This window comes from Ralstonia edaphi, assembly GCF_958350185.1.
GTDB classification, from domain to species: Bacteria; Pseudomonadota; Gammaproteobacteria; order Burkholderiales; family Burkholderiaceae; genus Ralstonia; species Ralstonia edaphi.
This window is the reverse complement of record NZ_CATWHI010000001.1, coordinates 453,939-475,739: the sequence shown is the minus strand read 5'-3', so window position 1 is coordinate 475,739 and position 21,801 is coordinate 453,939. Positions and strand designations below refer to the sequence as shown.

Annotated in this window: 18 protein-coding genes; 5 read left to right on the top strand and 13 right to left on the bottom strand. The window is 65.8% G+C overall.

Going from position 1 to position 21,801, the window contains the following annotated elements; all coding sequences use genetic code 11:
* Positions 1 to 51 precede the first annotated feature (51 nt).
* From R2669_RS02095 to R2669_RS02075, 5 genes are all read right to left on the bottom strand, one after another.
* Positions 52 to 1,185 (bottom strand): porin, encoded by a 1,134-nt coding sequence (locus tag R2669_RS02095; RefSeq protein WP_316891303.1) that lies wholly within the window; start codon positions 1,183 to 1,185, stop codon positions 52 to 54.
* A gap of 57 nt (positions 1,186 to 1,242) precedes the next feature.
* On the bottom strand, positions 1,243 to 2,091 hold the full coding sequence (locus tag R2669_RS02090; protein ID WP_316898270.1) for a TauD/TfdA dioxygenase family protein: 849 nt from the start codon (positions 2,089 to 2,091) through the stop codon (positions 1,243 to 1,245).
* Between the two features lie 9 nt (positions 2,092 to 2,100).
* Positions 2,101 to 3,081, bottom strand: a complete 981-nt coding sequence (locus tag R2669_RS02085) for a quinone oxidoreductase family protein (RefSeq protein ID WP_316898269.1) — start codon at positions 3,079 to 3,081, stop codon at positions 2,101 to 2,103.
* 131 nt (positions 3,082 to 3,212) lie between these two features.
* On the bottom strand, positions 3,213 to 4,550 hold the full coding sequence (locus R2669_RS02080; protein WP_316898268.1) for an MFS transporter: 1,338 nt from the start codon (positions 4,548 to 4,550) through the stop codon (positions 3,213 to 3,215).
* Positions 4,551 to 4,621: 71 nt separating this feature from the next.
* Positions 4,622 to 5,677: a beta-keto acid cleavage family enzyme gene (locus R2669_RS02075; RefSeq protein ID WP_316898266.1), complete on the bottom strand. Its 1,056-nt coding sequence runs from the start codon at positions 5,675 to 5,677 to the stop codon at positions 4,622 to 4,624.
* A 143-nt stretch (positions 5,678 to 5,820) separates the two neighbouring features.
* On the opposite strand from R2669_RS02075, the gene R2669_RS02070 reads away from it, so the two are divergent.
* Entirely contained in the window at positions 5,821 to 6,885 is a 1,065-nt protein-coding gene (locus R2669_RS02070) for an AraC family transcriptional regulator (protein ID WP_316898265.1), read from the top strand.
* Here the strand turns inward: R2669_RS02070 and R2669_RS02065 are convergent.
* Together R2669_RS02065 and cls are read right to left on the bottom strand one after the other, a co-directional pair.
* Entirely contained in the window at positions 6,840 to 8,102 is a 1,263-nt protein-coding gene (locus tag R2669_RS02065; protein ID WP_316898263.1) for an MFS transporter, read from the bottom strand. The two genes, R2669_RS02070 and R2669_RS02065, sit on opposite strands and share 46 nt — an antisense overlap.
* A 91-nt stretch (positions 8,103 to 8,193) precedes the next feature.
* Entirely contained in the window at positions 8,194 to 9,627 is a 1,434-nt protein-coding gene (cls, locus tag R2669_RS02060; RefSeq protein ID WP_147214739.1) for a cardiolipin synthase, read from the bottom strand.
* A 187-nt stretch (positions 9,628 to 9,814) separates the two neighbouring features.
* Between cls and R2669_RS02055 the strand changes: the two genes are divergently transcribed.
* Complete coding sequence (locus tag R2669_RS02055; RefSeq protein ID WP_316891296.1) at positions 9,815 to 11,548, top strand: phospholipase D family protein; 1,734 nt, start codon at positions 9,815 to 9,817, stop codon at positions 11,546 to 11,548.
* Positions 11,549 to 11,622: 74 nt separating this feature from the next.
* Here the strand turns inward: R2669_RS02055 and R2669_RS02050 are convergent, their stop codons facing one another.
* The gene (locus tag R2669_RS02050; protein ID WP_009240575.1) at positions 11,623 to 11,763 is read right to left on the bottom strand and encodes an entericidin A/B family lipoprotein; all 141 of its coding nucleotides are present in this window, start codon (positions 11,761 to 11,763) and stop codon (positions 11,623 to 11,625) included.
* A gap of 291 nt (positions 11,764 to 12,054) precedes the next feature.
* Here R2669_RS02050 and R2669_RS02045 point away from each other — a divergent pair, with 291 nt between their 5' ends.
* Positions 12,055 to 13,623: a methyl-accepting chemotaxis protein gene (locus tag R2669_RS02045; RefSeq protein WP_147214737.1), complete on the top strand. Its 1,569-nt coding sequence runs from the start codon at positions 12,055 to 12,057 to the stop codon at positions 13,621 to 13,623.
* A gap of 58 nt (positions 13,624 to 13,681) precedes the next feature.
* Here R2669_RS02045 and R2669_RS02040 read toward each other — a convergent pair whose 3' ends face one another.
* Entirely contained in the window at positions 13,682 to 15,097 is a 1,416-nt protein-coding gene (locus tag R2669_RS02040; RefSeq protein ID WP_316898261.1) for an EAL domain-containing protein, read from the bottom strand.
* 223 nt (positions 15,098 to 15,320) lie between these two features.
* The gene (locus tag R2669_RS02035; protein ID WP_147214735.1) at positions 15,321 to 16,226 is read right to left on the bottom strand and encodes a flagellar brake protein; all 906 of its coding nucleotides are present in this window, start codon (positions 16,224 to 16,226) and stop codon (positions 15,321 to 15,323) included.
* Between the two features lie 122 nt (positions 16,227 to 16,348).
* On the opposite strand from R2669_RS02035, the gene R2669_RS02030 reads away from it, so the two are divergent.
* Positions 16,349 to 16,861: a GtrA family protein gene (locus tag R2669_RS02030; protein WP_147214734.1), complete on the top strand. Its 513-nt coding sequence runs from the start codon at positions 16,349 to 16,351 to the stop codon at positions 16,859 to 16,861.
* Between the two features lie 14 nt (positions 16,862 to 16,875).
* On the opposite strand, the gene R2669_RS02025 is transcribed toward R2669_RS02030, so the two are convergent.
* Positions 16,876 to 17,355, bottom strand: a complete 480-nt coding sequence (locus R2669_RS02025) for a hypothetical protein (RefSeq protein WP_316876502.1) — start codon at positions 17,353 to 17,355, stop codon at positions 16,876 to 16,878.
* 651 nt (positions 17,356 to 18,006) lie between these two features.
* Here R2669_RS02025 and R2669_RS02020 point away from each other — a divergent pair.
* Positions 18,007 to 19,347, top strand: coding sequence for a sensor domain-containing diguanylate cyclase (locus R2669_RS02020; protein WP_147214732.1), 1,341 nt, complete (start codon positions 18,007 to 18,009; stop codon positions 19,345 to 19,347).
* An 82-nt stretch (positions 19,348 to 19,429) separates the two neighbouring features.
* Here R2669_RS02020 and R2669_RS02015 read toward each other — a convergent pair whose 3' ends face one another.
* Both R2669_RS02015 and R2669_RS02010 read right to left on the bottom strand, forming a co-directional pair.
* Positions 19,430 to 19,993, bottom strand: coding sequence for an acyloxyacyl hydrolase (locus R2669_RS02015; RefSeq protein WP_147214731.1), 564 nt, complete (start codon positions 19,991 to 19,993; stop codon positions 19,430 to 19,432).
* A 301-nt stretch (positions 19,994 to 20,294) separates the two neighbouring features.
* Positions 20,295 to 21,800 carry an efflux transporter outer membrane subunit gene (locus R2669_RS02010; RefSeq protein ID WP_316898259.1) on the bottom strand — a complete coding sequence of 502 codons (1,506 nt, stop codon included), beginning with the start codon at positions 21,798 to 21,800 and terminating at the stop codon, positions 20,295 to 20,297.
* Position 21,801 lies beyond the last annotated feature (1 nt).

The window sequence follows — 21,801 nt, the reverse complement described above, 5'->3', positions numbered from 1 at the left end:
CGAATGCCGACCGGGGAGACGGCGGAGCCCGCCTCCCGAGGTGTGGGCCGCTCAGAACTTGTGACGGATGCCGATAGCCGCGCCCAGCATGCTGGTCTTGCCGGCGGCCAAGCCGTAACCGGTGGCGTTGAGATCCACGGCGGCCTGATCCAGTGCCAGGCCAGCGTTGCGCGCATACGCCGTCGTCAGATACAGATCGGTGCGCTTCGAAAGCGTGTAGTCGGCAATGAATGCGACCTGCCACGGGTTGGCCTGTGTCGACGGTGCGCTGTTGATGGTTTTGATCTTCTGATACGAGTATTCGAGCGAGAGCATCAGCGCGTTCGTCGCCTGATAGTTGGCGCCGGCCCAGAAGTAGTCATCGCGCAGTGCCACGCTGCCGTTGGCGTTCTTGTTCTGGCCCCAGCGGTAACCGCCCATGACCTTGAGCGTATCGCCCACCAGATAGCTGCCTGCCAGCGCTGCCTTGCGCACCGTGCCGGAGCTGAACGCGCCGCCGCCGAGCGGGGTGCTCGGGTTGTATTGGTCATACGCCAGCGTGGCGCCCAGTGGTCCGGCCGAATAGGCCACCCCCGCGCCGTAGCCGCTGTCGCGTCGCGCTTGGCCGGGCACCTCGCCGTTGCCGCCGCCGGTTGGGTTGGCGCTCGGGGCACCGGTGCCGAACGACCAATGGGCCTGCGCCGTCACCGGGCCGAAGTTGCCCGTGTACATGGCCGTGTTGTCGGAGCGGAAATTCACGCCCGTCTGTACGGCCGCCGGTTCGTACTGCGTGGAATACGCCATCGGCTCGAAGTTGGCCAGCAGCTGGAACAGCGTCGTGTACTGGCGGCCGAAGGTGAACTGCCCGATCGTGCTGCTCTTGAGCCCAGCGTAGGCCTGACGCCCGAACAGCCGGCCGCCTTGCTGCGATTGGCCCGTGTCACTTGCAAAGCCGCTCTCCAAAACGAACAGCGCGCTCAGTCCGCCGCCCAGATCCTCCACGCCGCGCAGGCCCCAGCGCGAGCCTGACAGCCCGCCGCTTTGCATGGAAACGCGATTGCCCGAGCTGCCCGGCGTGGCGCCCGGCAGGTTGGTCGCGTATTCGATATTGGTGTCGATAACGCCGTACAGCGTGACGCCGGATTGCGCGCAGGCTGCGCCGGCACAGGCCAGCAGCGCCGCGGGGGCGAGGTGCTTCGTCTTCATGTTGCAGGGTCTCCTCTTGGTGTTGTCGCCGACGGGTCCAGTGTGTCCCGACGATCGTTAGAACGGCTTGCCGCCGATGATGCCGGCACGTTCCATCCTGCGATGGCACGGTGCGTAATCCATGACAGCGTAGTGCTGCGTGGCGGTGTTGTCCCAGATGGCCACGCTGTTCGGCTTCCAGCGCCAGCGCACTTGGTATTCAGGAATGTAGGCCTGGCTGATGAGGTAGCGCAGCAGCTCCGACGCGCCACCGGTGGCGTCCTGTCCGAAGCGCACGCGCGCGGGTGTGTGGTAGTTCGTGAAGTGCGTTGTGAAACCGTTCACGTACAGCACCTTTTCGTCGGTCTCGGGATGGGTGCGCACAACGGGGTGTTCGGGATCCGGGTACTGCGCCTTGAGCGCGAGGCGCTTTTCGATCGGCATGACTGCGCCAAAACTGGCTTCGATGCTGTGGCGGGCGCGCAGGCCGGCAATGTCGCGCTTGACGTCGTCGGGCAGGTTTTCGTACGCCAGCACCATGTTGGCCCACATGGTGTCGCCGCCAACGGGCGGGCATTCCACGCAGCGCAGCACGGCGCCAAACTGCGGTGCCTCGCGCCAGGTGGTGTCGGCGTGCCAGCAGTTTTCGTAGCGGTCGTTCGGGTGATCGGGCGTCTTGTAGATGCGCACGAGCCCGGGGTGTTCGGGGTCGCTGCCGGCGACGGGATGATCTTCCAGATCGCCGAAGCGGCGGGCAAATGCGACGTGCTGCGCGCGGCTCAGGTCCTGGTCGCGCAGGAAGATCACGCGGTGCTTGAGCAGCGCGGCGCGGATCTCGCCGAACAGGCCATCGTCTTCGATGGCGTCGCGCAATTGCACGCCGGTCAGCTCGGCACCCAGGGCGTTGGTCAGTTGTTCAATGCGCATGACGGCCCCTCAGATGACGAAGACGGACGACCCCGTCGTCTTGCGCGATTCCAAATCGCGATGTGCCTGCACGGCGTCTTCCAACGCATAGCGCTGGTGGATTTCGATCTTGATACGGCCGGCGGCTACATGGTCGAACAGCTCGCCGGCAAGCTCGGCTTTCTCGGCCGGATCGGCGATGTAGTCGGCCAGGGCCGGACGCGTGAGGTAAAGCGATCCCTTCATCGCCAGCAGTTGCGGGTTGAACGGCGGGATCGGGCCAGACGCCGTGCCGACGCACACCATCAGGCCGCGTCGCTTGAGCGAATCCAGCGAGGCATCGAAGGTGGCCTTGCCCACGCTGTCGAACACCACGTTCACGCCCACGCCATCGGTGAGTTCGCGCACGCGTTTTGCAACGTCTTCGTGCGCGTAGTTGATGACGTGGTCGCAGCCGTGCGCGCGGGCGATGTCGGCCTTGGCTTCGCTCGATACCGTGCCGATCACCGTCAGCCCGAGCAGCTTGGCCCACTGCGAGACGATGAGCCCCACGCCGCCTGCGGCCGCATGCAGCAAGATCGTGTTGCCCTTCGCAAACGGGTAGATGCGGCGCAGCAGGTAGGCCGACGTCAGGCCGCGCATCGTCATGGCGGCGGCGGTTTCGCACGCGATGGCGGCGGGCAGCTTGATGAGCGGTGCGGCAGGAATGAGGCGTTCGGTGCTGTACGCGCCCAACGTGTTGATGAAGCCTGTGTAGGTCACGCGATCGCCCACGGCGACATTGGCCACGCCATCGCCCACGGCCTCAACGATGCCTGCCGCCTCAACGCCCATGCCGGCCGGGCGCGGTACGGAGTAGAGCCCCGAGCGGAAGTAGGTGTCGGCAAAGTTCAGGCCGACGGCTTCGTGGCGCAGACGGACCTGCCCCGGGCCGGGTTGGCCGACTTCGACCGTCTCGCAGCGCAAGACCTCGGGGCCGCCGGTTTCGTGAAAGCGGATTGCGGTTGCCATGTGTATCTCCTGGATGCTTTTTTCGGATGTTCGGGGTGCGCGCCGCCCGCGCGCCTCGCTCAGGAGACGCGGTCAAAGCGGAGAGGGGATGGGTGCCTTGAGGGCGGCGCGCGGTTAGCGGAGCAAGGCCATCATGCGGAAGCCACAGCGGTGGGTGCGGCGGCGGGTGCCGCGTCGATCGGCACGTGGGCGACGCGCTTGAGTTCGGCTTCGTAGCTGCGTGCGGCCAGCAGGAAGCAGCCCGCTGCAACCACACCGAAGATCGGCATCACGGCCAGGGCGGTCTGCAGGCCCCATGCGTCGGACATGGCACCGCCCACAAACGGCCCGATCGCCAGGCCGAACAGGTTCTGGAACAGCGACAGCACCGCGGCGCCTGTCGAGCGTACGCCGGGGTGCACCACGTCGAACACGACGCTCGATGCCGGCGCCACCGTGCACGTCATCAAGAAGCCGCCAAAGGCGATCATGAGGAACTGCTGGTTGGCCGGCATGGTGGTGCCGAACGCCGTCATGAAGACGAGCAGCGTCACCACGGCCAGTACGGCCACGGCAATCAGCCGGTTGCGCTGGCGGCGTGCCGCAACCAGATCGGCCACCACACCCCATACGAAGGCGCCCAGCGCGCCGCACAGCACCACCAGCGCGGCTTGCATGGCGGCGCGGTCCGGCGGCGTGCCGTGATAGCGATTCAGGTAGCTCGGCAGCCATGACCAGATGGTCGACACGACGATCAACTGGAAGGCAGCGCCCAGGCACGTCCACCACAGCGTGCGCGAACTGGTCAACGCGCCTGCCACGCGCTGCAGGAGCGTGCCCGCAGGCTGCCGCGCTTGCGTGCTGCCAGGCGCCATCGCCACCGTTTTGTAGTCGGGCACGAACACGTAAAGCAGCGCCAGCACCAGGCCCGGTACGCCCACCACGCCAAACGCCGCCTGCCAGCCCCAGCGCGCTGCGATTACGCCGCCGAGCAACACGCCCAGCACCGAACCGACGGATGCCGCGGCAAAGAAGGCGCCCATCAACGTGGCGCGCAGGCGCTTGGGGAAGAGGCTGGCAATGAGCGCTGCGCCCACCGAGCCGTAGCCGGTTTCACCCACGCCCACAATGGCGCGCGCGGTGAAGAGCTGCGCGTAGTTGCGCGTGAACATGCACGAGATCGTTGCGAGGCTCCATACGGTGGCCATCACGACGATGCTCTTGACGCGGCTGAAGCGGTCGGCCAGCAGCGCCACCGGCAAGCCACCCACCGCTACCACGATGGAGATGACCGAGACGAGTGCGCCAAGCTGCTTGTCGGACAGCGCCCAGGCGGTTTTCAGGTGCGGAAACAGCGACACGATGACTTGCCGGTCGATGTAATCGAACAGCATCAGTGCAAAGGTCATCGCAAACGCAAACCACGCCTGGGGGCGGCTGACGAGGTAGTCGTCGTGGTCTGCGCGCGGGTCGGCGGCATGCAGATTCATGGTTGTCTCCGAGTGGCGACGCTTGCGTTGAGCGCCGCCTGTGTTGGCCCGGTGATACTGCGGCTTCTAGTTTAGGCCGCGCGCAGCGGCAGGTTCTTCACGTTCGGCGCACGGTTGGGGGACATGCCGTTCTTCGCCAGCGTTTCTTCCACGCTGTCATATTGCACGCCAATGCGGTAGATGGCGCGCGCTTCCTTGCCGCTGGCAATGTCGCGGCCCAGCTCACGCGCCACGCGCACGCACTGCTCGATCTGCTGCACGGATGTCATGCGGTTGCCGTGCTGGTCGATGATCGTGTCTTCAATGCCGCAGCGCGGGTGCAGGCCCATTGCCATGGCCATCATGTTGAAGGGCAGCACGTTCTTGAGCAGCGACTCGGCCGTCAGCGTGCAGCCATCCGGCGCGCGGTGGATGAAGTTGAAGAAGTTGAACGGATTGGGGCCGTCGAAGCCGCCGCCAATGCCGATCCACGTCAGGTTGAGCGGGCCCTTATAGACGCCCTTGCGGACGACGCGTTCCAGCGTTTCCAGCGCGTGGATGCCGGTCAGCTGAAAGTGCGGCTGTACGCCGGAGGCCTGCAGGCGGCGCAGGTGCTCCTCCAGCCAGGCGGGGCCGGCGGGCACGGTCATTTCCGCATAGGCCGCGGCCAGCGCCGGGTTGGCCAGCGACGTGCCTTCCAGATACGCCGGATACAGCAGCTCCATGATGTTCATCTGCGTGGTGTTGACGGCCACGGTCACCTGATCGGGCGACGGCGTGAGGTCGGCCAGCATGTGGCGGGTGTCGTCGGACAGCCACTTGGCGGCTTGCCCTTCGTCTTCCGGCGCAAACGAAATCGAGCCGCCCACCTGGATGATCATGTCGGGCACCGCCGCGCGCACGCCGGCAATCAGCTCGTTGAATTTCGACAGCCGCTTGGAGCCCTTACCGTCCAGCTCGCGCACATGCAGGTGCAGGACCGTGGCGCCGGCGTTGTAGCAATCGACGGCCTTCTGCACCTGTTCTTCCATCGTCACCGGAATGTCTTCAGGAAAATCTTCCGGCATCCATTCCGGGCCGTACGGCGCAACGGTAATGACGACCTTGTCCTGGTTTTCCGGGTGCAGCGAATCATCGAGGAATTGCATGTTGGGGGCTCCTGTAGGGGATGTCTCGGCTGGACTTCACTATAGGGAAGCGGTAGCTTTGAATTTCTCAATTGGCGCCAAGTTTTTCTCTTTGCGCGCCATTCCGCGTAAACACCAAGACGGTTCGGAGCGCCCTGAAATCGATGGAAACGATGGTGCGTGCCCGGTCGCTCAACGGCTACTTCCAGGTCGTGCGGCGGCTCGGTTTCAACCCGCAGGAAGCGCTGCGCCAGGTGGGGCTGGACCCAGCCAAGCTGGCCGATCCCGAACAGCCTGTGCCGGTCGTGGCGACGTGCCAGTTGATGGAGATCACTGCCGCGAATGCCCCGTGTCCGACGCTTGGCCTGCAGATGGCCGAGGCGCGCCAGGAACTGGACTTCGGTGTGCTCGGGTTATTGCTGGCCCATAAGCGCACGCTGCGCGAGGCGCTGCAGGCCATCATCCAGTACCGCCACCTGCTGAACGAGGCGTTGGCGATCTACCTGGAATCCGACGGCGACATGGTGGTCATTCGCGAAGAGGTCATCACCGAAACACCGGTGCCGTTGCGACAGGCCAACGAACTGGCTGTCGGCGTGCTCGCCCGGACGTGCAGTGCGCTGCTCGGCGTGCATTGGAAGCCGCGCAGCATCCATTTCACCCATGCCGCCCCCGGTGACGTGAGCCTGCACAGGCGCGTGTTCGGTTGCCCCATCGTGTTCGGCAGCGATTTCAACGGCATCGTCTGCGCGGCTGCCGATCTGGAAACGCCCAATCCCGCCGCTGACCCGGCGCTCGTGCGCTATGCCGAGAGTCTTGCCGAGCCGCTCAATGTGTCGGCGCAGGAGGCGGTGGTGCAGGATGTGCGTCGTGCGATCTACCTGCTGCTGCCGTTGGAGCGTGCGTCGGTGGAGCAGGTGGCGGATCATCTCCACCTGAGCGTGCGCACCTTGCAGCGGCAGCTGGAATTGGCCGGCATGACGTTCTCTGATCTGGTGGAAGAGGTGCGGCACAACCTTGCCGTTCGCTACATGGCCAACCCCAGCTACCGGATCGGGCGGGTGGCAGCGCTGCTCGGCTATACGCGGCAGGCGTCGTTCACGCGCTGGTTCATCGCCCACTTTGGCATGACGCCGCGTGCGTGGCGCGAGGCGCAGCGCGGCGAGCGTGGTGCCGAAGCGGCTCAGGCGGGTTCCAGCCCGGCCGGCGCATCATCCGCACGCGGCTGACGCGCCAGCCGCACCGCAGGCGATTGCAGGATGCACAGCAACTGCAGCGCAAAGCCCACCACCGCCACGAGCAGGCATGCCCCCACACCGGCGTGTGCGGCAAGCCACGCAGCCATCGCGGCGCCAACCGGCCGAGCGCCATATGACATCACGTTCACCGCGGACACGCGTGCCAGCAGTGCGGGCGGCGTCACCGTCTGCCGCAGTGTGGTCGTGCTCACCACCCAAAGAATCGGCCCGCAACCCAGCAGAAAGAAGCCGGCTTGTGCCAGCGCCGGCCACGGCTGCCACAGCGTGGCCGCAAGCAGCGCACCGCCCGCCAAGCCGCACACGGGGCCAGTCGCCACCACGTGGCCGAAGCGCCAGCGCGCGAGAATCCGCGCGGCCAGCAGGGCGCCGACCACCATGCCAGCGCCGTACATGCCGAGCGTCAGCCCGATCGCCTGCGCAGAGAGGTTCAACCGATGCGCCGCATATGGAACGAAGATGGCCGACACCATGAAGAACGCCATGGTGAAGAGGCATTGCGTGATGAACACCGGCCGTAGCAGCGGGTGGTGAAACACGAAGTGCGCGCCTTCGACAACGTCGCGCAGCGGATGCGCCGCGCGCCGTGCCACGGGCTCCTGCGCAGTCACGCCGGCCAACATTGCCGAAGCCATGGCCGACAACGCCGCCGCCAGCACGAACGCCGCAAGTGCGCCCGTCCAGCCGATCAACGCACCGCCGACGGCGGGGCCGCACGCAAATGCAACGGTGCGCGCCAATTCGATGCGGCCGTTTGCGCGCGCGAGCATCGCTGCCGGCACAAGCGACGGCACCAGCGCGGGCGCCGCCACACTGAACACCACCGTGCCGCATACCGCCACAAAGCCGAGCACGCCCAGCGCCGTCAGGTTCAACCGCCCGGCGATCAGCAGCCCCGCCACAACAAACAACGCCAGTGCGCGCACCGCCTCCGCGCCGGCCATCAATGCGCGCTTGGGCCAACGGTCCGCCAGCATGCCGATGGGAATGGCAAACAGCACGAAGGGCAGCGTGAGCGCCACTTGCAGCCAGCTCGCCGTGCTCGCGTCGGCATGCAGTGTGAGCACAGCAACCATCGGCATGGCCGCCAGCGCAATCTGCTCGGCAGACTGGGCGGCCAGGTTGGAACCAGCCAGCCGGTTGAAGCCCGGCGGCAGGCGGTCGACAGCAGGGACATGGGGATCGGACATCGCACACTCCTGAAAACGTACGCTCAGGGTAGGGATGACGATGTCTGCGTGCGCTCCGCTTCTTGCGGGCGAATTCCGGGCGTGACGCTGACTACAGGATGGGCGCGAATAGCTTGGCCACGTGCATGATCACGCGGCGCAGCGGGTGGGCGTGTTCGTATTCGTCGCGGCCGACGCGGGCGGCTTCGGCAAAATCGACTTCCAGCATCTGCGCGACGTCGTTGGCGAAGCGCGGGTCGGCGGTCATGATCATCAGCTCGAAGTTCAGGCGGAACGAGCGGTTGTCAAGGTTGGCGCTGCCCACGGCGGCGGCCTCATCGTCGATCAGCACGACCTTCTGGTGCAGGAAGCCGGGCAGGTAACGGTAGATCTTCACGCCCGCGCGGATCGCCTGATACGCATACAGCGACGACGCCAGGAACACCATGTGATGGTCCGGCCGCGACGGGATCAGGATGCGCACGTCCACCCCGCGCAGCACGGCGAGGCGCAGCGCAGCAAACACCGCTTCGTCCGGAATGAAGTACGGCGACGTGATCCACAGCCGCTTGCGCGCCGACTGAATGGCCTCCATGAAGAACAGCGAGCAGGTTTCCTGTTTGTCGGCCGGGCCGCTGGCGACCACCTGGCAGACCATGTCTTCTTCCGGCCGCAGTTCGGGCACGATCAGTTGCGGCACTTCGTGGGCAGCCCAATACCAGTCTTCGGCAAAGGTCAGCTGCAAGTCCATGACCGCGGCACCGACGATCTCGATATGCGTATCGCGCCACGGTGCAAGCGGCGGCTTTTCGCCCATGTATTCGTTGCCGACGTTGTGGCCGCCAACGTAAGCGCGCTCGCCGTCCACCACGACGAGTTTGCGGTGGTTGCGGAAGTTGAGCTGGAAGCGGTTGACGAACCCGGCGTGGGTAGAGAAGGGCTTGGCCAGCACGCCGCCTTCGACGAGCCGGTGCACATAGTGGCGGGGCAGCGCGTGGCAGCCGATGCTGTCGAAGAGAAAGTACACGCGCACCCCGGCACGCGCGCGGTCGAGCAGCAGTTCGGCCAGGCGGCGCCCGAGCGTGTCGTCATGCACGATGAAGAACTGCACGATCAGCACCCGGCGCGCCTGCTCAATGGCCGCAAAGATCGCATCGAAGGTTTCTGCGCCGTTGACAAGCAATCGCACGCGGTTGCGCGCCAGGCACGGTGTGCCGGTCAGGCGAGGCAACGCCTGCATGCAGGTGTGTTGCGGCGCGACCACGCTCGATTCATGGTCGCGCAGGCGGCGCCAGTCGTCGGAGAGGGTGATTTCTCGCAGGCGGGCGTTGTGAAAGCGGCGTGCATCCACATAGCCGGCAAAGGTGCTGCGCCCGAAGATCAGATAGGGGATCAGCGTGAATTCCGGCAGCGTGACCAGCGAGATGGCCCACGCGATGGCGCCCTGCGACGTACGCACGGTCAGCACGGCATGCATGGCAGCGAGCACGCCCACGCAGTGCACAAGAAAGAGGAAGGCGGCAAATGCCGTGGTGTTGGTCAGCATTGAGAGCGTCGGGGGAAACGGCACACCGTTGGCCATTTTGACACGGTCCAGGTGGCGTCGGACAAACACGGATATTGCCCTGGCGGATATCTCGCGTAGTCTGGCTGCGGCGTCCACGTCAGGCACGCCGCATGCTGGTGTGAAGTCAACGTCCTCTCGACCCGCCGTACCCAACCGACATTCGAACATGCAAGGGCACCCGAGGAACCTCCCGACCGCGTTTCTACGCGCGTGGCTTGCCTGGCTGGCCATCGCGCTGCTGACCGGCTGCGCAAGCCTGCCCGAGCATGTCGATCGGCCCGTGACGACGGCGCTGGCCAATGCCCAATCGGCCACCTCGCTGGGGCGCCTCGCACAGACCAATGCGCCGTCGGCCGATGTGTCCGGCTTCCGGCTGATCCCCTCGGGCGAAGAAGCCTATGCCACGCTGCTTACACTGGCCGACCGGGCCGAGCGTACGTTGGACCTGCAGTACTTCATCATCGCCAGCGACAACAGCGTGCGCGAACTGATGCGCCATGTGCGGGCCGCTGCCGACCGGGGCGTGCGCGTACGCATGCTGGTCGACGATCTGCACAGCGACGGGCGCGACCTGGCGTTCCTGAAGTTTTCGTCGCACAAGAACATCGACGTACGGCTGTTCAACCCGTTTCCTGGCGGCCGCATGTCGAACGTCACGCGGTACCTGAGCGGTGCGGCTGAGTTCCGCCGCGTCAATCGCCGCATGCACAACAAGGCCTTCATTGCCGACAACGCGCTGGCCGTGACGGGCGGGCGCAATCTGGGCGCCGAGTATTTCACCCAGAACGAGACCACCAACTTTGTCGACCTGGACGTGCTGGCCGCGGGGCCGGCGGTGCGCCAGTTGTCGTCGGCGTTCGATGCGTACTGGAACAGCGAATTTGCCTATCCGGTGCAGGCGTTGGCGCCCGAACCGAGCACGGCGCATCCGCCCGCGCAGAAAGACGGCAACTATCCCACACCCGTGACGATGCCGAACCGGCCGGAAGGGCCGCCCCAGCATATCGACGTGCCGACCCGGCCGATCGACATGGGTTCAGGCTCCGGTTCCGGCAAGGCCTCGCCTGACAAGACGATCTCGCAGCTCGAGCAGCGCCGCAACCGGACTGACCTCGCCAGCCCGGCGCCGGAGCAGCCCTTGCCGCTCAAACCTGCCCCGCGTGACTGGTTCCTCGCCGATCAGATTGCCCGTGGCCGGCTGCGCCTGGAGTGGGCGCCTGCGCAGGTCATCGTCGATCGTCCGGCCAAGGTGTCGGGGGATGAGGTGGAACCTGGCGGTGAGCGTCTCGCCCAGACGCTTCTGCGCCTGATTGACGAGGCCAAGCGCGAGGTGGTGCTCATCTCACCGTACTTCGTGCCGGGCAAGCGCGGCATCGAGGTGGCCAAGCGCCTGCAGGATCGCGGCGTGCGCCTGCGCGTGCTGACCAATTCGCTGGCGGCGACCGACGCGCCCATCGTGCATGTCGGCTATGCGAAATATCGCAGCGCGCTGATCGACGACGGTGTCGAGCTGTACGAACTGCGCCCGACGCTGGGCGATCGCCCCAGGATGATCGGCACGTTCCGTTCGTCGCAGGCCAGCCTGCACGTGAAATCGATCGTGGTGGACCGCAGCACGCTGTTTGTCGGCTCAATGAACATCGACCCGCGCTCGATCGGCCTGAATACGGAAACGGGGCTGATCATCCGCAGCCCGGTGTTGGCGGAGGCGGTGGCCAAGCTGTTCGACGACTCGGTGCGCGACAGCGCCTACCGGGTGACCAAGGACGACGGCCACCTGCGCTGGACCACGCATGAGAACGGCAAGGAGGTCGTGGTCGATCACGAGCCCGAAGTCGGCCTGGGCCGCCGGACGTGGATCCAGATGCTGGCGCCGTTTACGCCGGAAGAGCTTCTGTAGCGGCTCCAAAAGAAAAACGCCGCGAAGTGCGGCGTTTTGCAGCGTAGGCCAGGGCTCGCCCGGCCGTTGCTTCATTACATCTTCTGCTTGGTGTTGTCAGCAGCGTTTTCCAGCTTCTGGCCACCGGTCTGGATGTCCTTGCCCATGCCTGCCATCGTGTTGCAGCCAGCCAGAACGGCGCAGCCCAGGGCCAGCAGTGCGATCAGTTTCTTCATCTCGATCCCCTTGTGAGCCGTGCGGTATCCCGCACGATGTTCGCGTGATTGCCACCCCAACCGGTGGCGCAACCCGCATTTTAGTGCCACCCCGCGCACGTGGGGTGCGTCTGCCGCATCTTTTTTACCTTCTTGCATATCACTTGCGGCGCATCCCCGGCATTCGGGTGCTGGCCCTCTATTTCCGCCGCCGCCTGCCGTTAGCACCTTTGGGAGTGAACAGGGTGCCTGAAGAGGGGCGCGGGGAAACGATCTCCGCGCCACACGGGCCAACCATGCAGGGGAAAACACATGTGGAAGTGGATGGATACGAGCATTCGCACGCGGCTGACGTTCCTGGTCGCGGTATTTGCCGTGATGATTGCGGTGGTGGGTTTCGCCGGCATCACCACCGGCCGGGCCACCAATGAAGATCTGCGCGCGGTGTATCTGGAAGATGCCAAAGGCCTTGACCTGCTGGCCAAAGACACCATCAACCTGCTGTGGGCGCGCATCCACCTGACCAATTTCGATGCGGTCTCGTCGCCGGAAGAGCTCAAGAAGCTGCTGGCCGACGCGCACACCATGGTCAATTCGGCCAACGAGGCGTGGGCGCAGTTCATGAAGCTGCCGATTCCGGATGCGGACCGCGCCCAGCTGCAAGCCGCCGATGCCGCCCGCACCAAGTTCGTCAAGACCGCGCTGGAGCCGGCCATTGCCGCGCTGGAGCGCAGCGACCTCACCACGTATCGCGAGCTGAACACCAACCTGGTGCCGAAGCTGTTTGTCGACTACGACGCGGCGCTCGGGCCGCTGGTCGGGGCGCGCTTCAAGTACGGCCAGCAGCGCTTCGACCATTCCCAATCGCGCTATGCGATGAGCATCTGGATCTCGGGCGGCTTGCTGGCCGCTGCGCTGGTGCTGTCGGTGGTGGCGCGCGGCGTGCTCGGCCGCACGGTGGTGCGTCCGCTGGAACGCGCCATCCAGGTGTTCGAGCGCATGGCGTCGGGCGACCTCGCCACGCGCATGGAAGGCCAGACCGCCGCCGGCCGCCGCGACGAAACCGCACGGCTCATGCATGCGGTGTCGTCCATGCAAACGAGCCTGCAGCAGATCATCGGGCAGGTGCGTACGGGCTCGGATTCGATCGCCAGTGCCACCAAGCAGATTGCAGCCGGCAATGCCGACCTCTCGCAGCGCACGGAGCAACAGGCTTCGTCGCTGGAAGAAACCGCGTCGAGCATGGAGGAACTGACCAGCATCGTGAAGCAGAACGCCGACAACGCACGCCAGGCGAGCGCGCTCGCCGTCAACGCGTCGGACATCGCCGTCAAGGGCGGGGAAGTCGTGGGGCGCGTGGTGGACACGATGGCCGGCATCAACGAAAGCAGCCGCAAGATCGCCGACATCATCGGCGTGATCGAGGGCATTGCGTTTCAGACCAACATCCTGGCCTTGAATGCCGCAGTGGAAGCCGCACGCGCTGGCGAGCAGGGCCGGGGTTTTGCCGTCGTTGCCGGCGAGGTGCGCAGCCTCGCGCAGCGCAGCGCCACGGCCGCCAAGGAGATCAAGGAGTTGATCGGCGATTCGGTGGGCCGCGTGCAGAACGGTTCGACCCTGGTGGCCGAAGCCGGCACGGTGATCGACGAGGTCGTGGTAGCCGTGCGCCGCGTGACCGACATCATGGGCGAGATCAGCGCCGCGTCGGAAGAGCAGAGCAGCGGCATCGAGCAGGTCAACCAGGCCGTCACGCAGATGGATCAGGTGACGCAGCAGAATGCGGCGCTGGTCGAGCAAGCAGCCGCTGCGGCGGAATCGCTGGAAGAACAGGCTGAGGCGCTGCGCAGCGCGGTGGCGGTCTTCCGCGTCGAGCACGCATAAGCAGCACACGCGCAAGCACCTAAGCCCTTCCGCTTTGCAGCGGGAGGGCGTTTTTTTTTCACGGCAGCAGATCGCGCGCGCGCTCGGCGATCACGTCTTGCGTGTCGTCGATCCAGCGGGCCGGGAAGGGCTGCGAGAGCAGGTAGCCCTGGATGACGTCGCACCGGCAGGCACGCAGCGCATGGAGCTGCGCCGCCGTTTCCACGCGCGTGGCCGTGACGGGCACGCCCGCACCGTGGGCGGCAGTCACCAAGCGTTGCAGTGCCGCGTGGTCGCTCGCGTTGGTCACCGCGTTGACGATGGCCTGATCGAGCTTGACCTGGTCCGGCCGGAACGTTGCCAGGCAATCAAGGCTGTGCGCGGTGGCGCCAAAATCTTCCACAGCCACGCGTGCGCCACTGGCGTGCAGGGCGTCCACGGCCTTCTGCGCTGAGCCGTTGGCGCGGTGCAGCGTGTGTTCCGATATCTCGAAGACCAGCCGTGCGGTCGGCACCGCGTGTCGCGCGGCAATCTCGCGCACGACATCGCTCAATTGCGGATCAAGCAGCTGCGCCACCGACAAGTTGACGGCGGCATGCACGCCCGGCTGGTGCCGGCTGTTGCGCCCTGCACGCTGCGCTTCTTCGCGCACCAGCCCGGCCAGCATCTGCGCGGCGTTGTCGAGCACCCAGTGGCCCACCTCGCGAATGTCGCCGGTCTGCTCCAGGATCGGCAGAAAATCGGCTGGTGCCACGCCTCCCAGCTCGGGTGAAATCCAGCGCAGCAAGAATTCGTAGCCGACGATCCGTCCGTCGGTCAGGCTCAGCTGGGGTTGGAGGTTCAGGCTGAACTGGCGGCGGGCAAGCGCGTGGCGGAGTTGCGCGGCCAGGCGCGGGTGCTCGGCGACGGCGTCGTATCCGTCGGCATGGGCGACGTTGGGGCCCGTGCGTGGAGGCATGGCCGCCGGGGCGTACAGCGCTGGGCTGGGTTCGGCACCGTGCTGTACGCCATACAGCGCCCGGTCGGCCTGTTCAATCAGCCGTGCCGCATCGGCGGGCATGCCTTCGAAAAGCGTCATGCCGATGCTGCAAGAGCAGACCAGCTCGTAACCGTGTGTGATGAAAGGCCGCGTGAGCGCCGCGGAAATCCGCCGCGCGAGATCGTGCACGTCCTGTGCCGAGACGAAGTCTGCGCAGGCAACGGCAAAGGTCTCGGGGCCGATGCGCCCGACGATAGGGGCTGGGCCATCCGCAGGTGGCACGCTCAGCGCCTGAAGCCGCGATGCACATTCGACGATGACCTCTCGCGCGGCCAGCGGCCCGAGCGTGTTGGTCGCCTCGGCAAAATGGTCGAAGCCGATGAGCAGCAGCGCGCCGATTGCGTCCTGGCGAGCCGGTTGCGGCATGGCCGCCAGCAGCTGGACGAATCGTTCGCGGTCCGGCAATCCGGAGATGGGATCCAGACTCGATGGCGCGGCAGACCTTGCGCGGCTCATAAATGGGGATCGTCCTGCAAATGCCTTTAAAACGGAAATGCGTACGCTTGATGCACTGTCAATTGTAGAGCTTTGTCACAAGCCAGCCTGCGGCATCATAAGCCGAAAACCGGCCAGGGTGGCCGATCGCCGGCATGTTTTCGGGCGCTTCCGGCCCGTGTTTTTAACGTTTAGCGGTAATTAATTCTGATCAAAGCGGCGCGAATATCAGTCCTTCTGCCCGTTACACCATGCGCTGACCGCCCCACAGCAACTGCTCATAGATAAAGCACTGCAGCAGCATCTTCTGGGCGGCGACCAGTTCGATGAATTCCACGCCGTATTGATAGACATTGGGCAGGTCGGCCGGCTTTTCACTGCGCACGAGGGCGGCGGCCACCAGCTCGGAGTGGTAGTCGCGCGTTTTCACGCGGAAGCGCAGGCGGGCCGGCGCGCCACTGACTTCAAGCCGATGCGCAGAGCGGAACGACGCGCCCGTCGTGCTGATGTCGGAAATATGGATCATGCGCGGCGGGTCGCCGCTCACTAGCATCTTGCCCACCACGTTGGCGCGCACGCGCAGCGATTTGCGCAGCGTGCGGCTCTTGATCCGCCGCGGCGGCGACAACACGACGTATTCGAACGGGATGCGGCACACCGCCATCACCGTGCACTCGAAACTGGCAATGCCCTCGCCCGAGAAGGCGTGGACTTCCACGAGTTCGTCCTTGACCGGCATGACGGTGCGGCCGCTGTCGGTGGGCATGGTGATGAGCAGATGGCGTTGCGGGCTATAGCCCATCACGCGCGCGGCGCCCTTGGTCTGACCGGCACCCGCCGTCAGGCGCACAGTCAGCATGCCGCCGGGGCGCAGGCCCAGCAGCTCCATGGCGATCGTGCGTTCGCCGTCAGGGTCGTCGCCCATGTCCGGGAACATCGTGTTCGGGAACTGCGTGTTTGCAAACGCGGGCGCAGGCGCGGGCGTGCCGTCCGCCAGACGGTGCGGGCGGTGCAGCGTGCACAGCAGATCGATCTCTTCCGGCGAGTGGATGACGTCGCCTTTCGGGACGAGCAGCTGCCCGTCGGCGTCAAGCATCGGCCACGGCAGGGGGATCGCAAGCGGAATGTCGAGAGGTTGAAGTTCGAGCATGGCAATGGGGGCCCCACAGCCGCGCGGGGCCCCACGTTTCTATACGGCCAAATGTTGCACAACTTTAAGCGCACTTATTGATTGTGCAGGGACGGTGGCACGGGAGTTGCGGCCCGCCCGTCATGATCGAGCACAATGGCGGTTCCAACGTGGATGGGGTGAGCGCGCGCATGGCGTCTCGGCAGCATTTCTGGGCGGTGGTGGAGCAGTTTGCGCGCTATGTCGTCATCGGCGGCGGCGCAACGCTGGCGCACTATGTGGGGCTGTTCGGACTCGTGCAGGTGGGGGTGTCGCCGTGGCGGGCATCGGTGGCGGGCAGCGTGATCGGTGCCACGCTCAACTACTTCATCAGCCGGCAGGCCGTCTTCAACAGCACACGCGGGCACATCGGCGCGATGGTGCGCTTCGGTCTGGTGGCCTTCCTCGCCCTGGGATGCAATGCGACCATCATGGCCATCGGCCTCGGGATCGGCCTGTATTACCTGATCGCGCAGGTATTCGCCTCGGCCATCACGGCAGTCTTCAACTTTCTGGTGCACCGGTATTGGACGTTCCGTGACGCCGATGCCGTCGGCGCGCCGACGGAGCCGCAACCAGTCATCGTGCAGGAACGGCCCCCGCATAAGGGCCCGTGATGGGCCCTCCTGCGTCAATGCCGGCTTCCCACGCTCTGCAGGCCGGCAGCGGTTTCCGTGACGAACGCCACATCGCCGATACCATCGGCGGGCGGGACCGGGGCATCGTCACGCAGGCGTTCCACCACCAGGTGAACGTCGATGACGTCGGCCACGCCCGACGCCTCCAACGAGACGAGTGCTGCCAGCTGCGCAATCGCAAACGTATCCGCGAGCAGCGGTGTGTCGTCGTGGAGGTCGCCGACAACGCGTGCGGACGAGGTCTTTCCAGCGCGCGTGGAGTGCTGCGCGGTCTCACGTGCGCGATAGGCGAAGTAGGCGTCGGCAAAGTGCACGCGATGCGCATCGAATACCCGCACGGCGGCGGTGAGGGCATCGTCCACCCAGGCCGGGTCGACTGGCGCCGTGCCGGGCTCGGTGCCTTCGGGCAGGCCCGCAAGCTTGAGCGCATACCGATGTGTCTGCGTGCCGGGGGCGACAAAACTCAATTCCATACGACCTCCTACAACCGCGTGCGCTGGTGCCGCGGCTCGCCGTGTTTGAATTCGCCCCCCGAAGCGATATTGAAGAATAGTAACGGAGCTGTCCGATTGCGCGTTTCGTCCTTCCGGATGAGTTCAAGGGGCCTTGTCTTCACCTTAAGACATTCACAATGTGGAGATTGCCGCCCGGCCATGTGGCAAACGGTTGCGTTCGGGCAGTGCCTGTGCGACCTAACCGAACGGCTAGCTGCTTCGCAACGGGCGCCCGTGTACAGTTTTGTCCGATGTCCGGCGACGTCGGGCAGATGTCGACAATCGACGTCGACAAACGCAGACGGGAATGACGCGGGGCGCGTTTCCTTCGCGTCATTTCGCGCACGAGGGGACCGAAAGCGCGCTCGCGGTCCATGTCCCCTCGCGGGAAGGGATTGCCCCGTTAACTCGCGGCTTCTATAGTCCGCCTCGATTCGTGCGCTTGCAACGCACCAAGGTCTGTCATTGCCGGCCGTCAACTGGGCCGCACAGACCACGAGACCGGTTACGGGGATCACGCCAACCGCCACCGCGCGCGCCTGACGCAGCCATTGCGTCATGGACCCCGCGGCGCGATGGCCACCACATCAGCCACCCCCGGGACTGCCGCATTCGCGAAACAGCATCGCCATGCTTGAGGACCACCACTTGTACAAGGCTGCGATCGAACATTCGCCGATAGGAATCGGCCTGTGCGCGCCAGAGGGTCGCTTCCTCGACGTGAACCGTGCGCTGTGCGCGCTGACCGGTCACGAAGCACAGGCGCTGCGCACGCGCGATCTGTTCGACCTGTGCCACCCCGATCACACTGAACGCACCCGACATGGTGTCGAGTCGCTGCTCGCCGGCCAGCGCGATGCGCTGTCGATGGAGACGCGCCTGGTCCGCCAGGACGGCACAACCGTGTGGGTGCAGGCCGACGTGGCCGTTGCGCGCGACGACGGCAGCCAGCACCTTGTCGTGCAGATGCAGGATGTGACCGCGCGGCGCCTGGCGCTGGAATCGCTGCGCGCGTCGGAGCAACGGCTGGCCTATGTGCTGGACGGCGCGGGGCTGGGCACGTTCGACTGGTCGACGCGCGCGCGGCATGTGTCGTTCAACCGCCGGACGGCCGACATGCTCGGCTACGAGCCGGCGGATCTGCCCAACGATCCGGATGCATGGTTCGCCATGGTGCATCCGCAAGACGCAGCATTGAGCGCGCGGCGTATCTATCGCCATATGCGCGGCGATGCCGACAGCTTTGAAATCGAGCAGCGCATGCGCGCGCGCCATGGCCAATGGATCTGGGTGGCCGCCCGCGGGCGCGTGACGGAGCGCGATGCACGCGGCATGGCCACGCGCGTAAGCGGCACGCTGCTCGACGTGACGCAGCGGCGCACGGCGCTGGATCAGGCGCACCACCTCGCGCTGCATGATCCGCTGACGGACTTGCCGAATGCACGTTTGCTTCGCGATCGCCTGTTCGTCGCCATTCAGGCGGCGCGCCGCGCGCGCGGGCAGGTCGCCGTCGTGTTCATCGATCTCGATCGCTTCAAGCCGGTCAACGACGAGTATGGCCACGCGGTTGGCGATCTCGTCCTGAAGGCAACTGCCATGCGGTTGCGCAGCGGGCTGCGCGCCTCCGACACGGTGGCCCGCCTGGGCGGCGATGAATTTGTCGCCGTCCTCACGCACTGCGCCACGCGCGACGATGTGACGCAAACCGTGGAACGCCTGATCGAGCAATTGCAGACGCCGTTCCGTGTGGAGGGCCATGTGCTGTCGATGGGTGTGAGCGCCGGTGTGGCGCTGTATCCGACTGACGGGCGTGACGCGCAGACGCTCATCCGCAACGCCGACGCGGCGATGTATGAAGTCAAACGTGCCGGCGGCAACGGCGTGGGTTTCCATGCCTCGCTCAACTATGAGCGGCTGATGGGCATGCGATCGCGCAATCGCGATCTCGACGGCGAAGCCGACGCGCGCTGATCCGCTACCGCGCACCCAAACAAAACGGCCCGCCGCAAGGCAGGCCGTTTTTTTTTCTTCAAGCGTTGCAAACGCTCGAAACTCAGAACGTGTAACGCAAGTAGAGCTCGTTCAGATCCGTGCCCGGGTTCGGGCGCTTGATCGACGCGTTCGACAGGTGTTCGAAGCGGTAGCCCATCTGGAATTGCTGCTTGCTGCCGAAGGACACGCCCACGCCGATCATGTCGGAGAACTGGAAGGCCGTGCTGAAGTTGTGCTCATCCGACGTGCGGGTGTGCGAGAGCAGGCGCGGGCCGATGCCGGCTTCAATGAACGGCACCCATGAGCCCCCGCGCTTTTCGATGCGGAACAGCGGCGTCACGCCGAATTCGGTCAGGTTCTGGCGGTTGGTGCCCTTGGTCGAGCGCCATTGGCCCAGCGCCACTTCCCAATCCAGGTTCACGAACCAGCCTTGCGGGTTGCCCCAGTGGAAGCCCGAATCGAAATCCAGATCGACGCCGTACTTCTCGATGCCGTGGCTGTTGTCACGGCCGTAGATGACGCGCACGGAAGGGTCAGCCTGCGCAGGCAGGGCGGCGAACAGCGTGGCGGCGCCCAGGGCGGTGGCCAGCAACTTGGCGGAGCGGGGAAGCGCGGATCGGATCATCAGAGAGAGCGGAATCAGTTGAACGGCGCGCGTGAATCGGGGCAACTGCGTCGGCAACCACGCGCGCGGCGGACATGGTGGCAGGCAAACGGACGGTCGGGATCGCACCGGGGCGGGCTTGCAAGGCATCGGACGACGCAATTTGCGCGCCTGCTGCTGCACCCGCCCGCCCACATGATCGGGACGGTCCGGAACAAATTCCGACGATTATAGGGGGAACTATCCGACTGCGTGCGTGCTTACGCACAAGGGGACATTGCCGGCGGCGAAACGTCGTCGGCCACCGGCAATGCCAGAAGGGTTATTGGGCGGCCGGGGCGGAAGCGGGCTGCAGCGCCGCCTGGCCGACCACCGGCACTTCGCCGTGCCAGCCGCCGCCCAGCGCCTTCACCAGCAGCACCGCCGCCGAATACTGCTTGCCTTGCAGCGTGAGCAGCGTGCGCTCGGCACTGTAGGCCGTGGCTTGTGCCGTGATGACTTCCAGGAAGCTCACCGTGCCGGCGCGATACCGGTTCAGGTTGAGCTGCGCGGCTTCCTGTGCGGCCTTGACGGCGTCGGCCTGTACCGCAAATTCCTGCGTCTGCCAGCGCAGCGCGGCAAGGTTGTCTTCAACATCCTGGAACGCGCCGAGCACGGTCTGCCGGTACGTTGCGACAGACGCATCGTAGGCAGCGCCGGCCTTGTCGACAGCGGCTGCACGCGCGCCGCCATCGAACAGCGTGGCCGCCAGCGTCGGGCCGATCGACCAGACGCGGCTCGGTAGCGTTGCCAAGCGTGTAAGCGTGTTGGCCGCCAAGCCGGCCGATGCCCCCAGCGTGAGCGTGGGGAAGTACGCGGCCTTGGCCACGCCGATCTGTGCGTTGGCGGCAGCCATGCGGCGCTCGGCGGCGGCAATGTCGGGGCGCCGCTCCAGCACGGCCGATGGCACTTCCAGCGGAATGGCGGGCAGTGCCGGCAAGTCGGCCACGCTGGCAGCGGTGGCCGGCGCCAGTGAAAAGTCCGCAGGCGGTTTGCCGATCAGCACCGCAATGGCGTGCTCGAGTTGTGCGCGGGTGACTTCCGTATCCAGCAGCAGCGCCTGGGACTGCTTGAGCTGCGTCTGCGCGGTCAGCACATCCGAGCGCTGCGCCACGCCCACGGCGTACTGGTTTTGCGTGAGCTTCAGGAAGCGCTCGTAGTCCGCAACGGTGCGCTGCAAGACGGCCTTCTGGGTATCCGTGACACGCAATTGAAAATAGTTCTGCGCAAGCGTCGCCTGGGCGGACAGCAAAGCGGACGATAAATCGCCTGCGCTGGCTTGCGCGCTGGCCTTGTTCGACTCCACCGATCGGCGGATGCGGCCCCACAGGTCGAGTTCCCAACTGGCGTTGAGCGACAGGCTCTGCGAATTCAGCAGGCTCGGGTTGCCGGTCGACAGGCTGCCGTCCGGATTGACCGACGTGCGCACGGAACGGCTGCGCGTGGCGGACGCACTGGCACCCAGCGTCGGGAAGAACGAAGCCTGCGCGGATTGCACCAGCGCCTGGGCCTGGCGGTACTGCGCCTCGGCCACCAGGATGTTCTGGTTGGCGGCCGCGACTTGTTCCTCCAGCGCATTCAACTGCGGGTCGTTGAAGATCTCCCACCACTTGCCGCGGGCGATGGCGTCGCTCGGGTCGGCGATTTTCCAGTCGCCGGCTTCCTTGTATTGCTGCGGCACTTCGGCGTCGGGCCGCTTGTAGTCGGGCCCGACCGCGCAGGCCGAGACGAGCGCGCACGCGGCCAGCGCGAGCAACGAGATGCGAAGGGCTTGGGTGCCTCTTGTCATG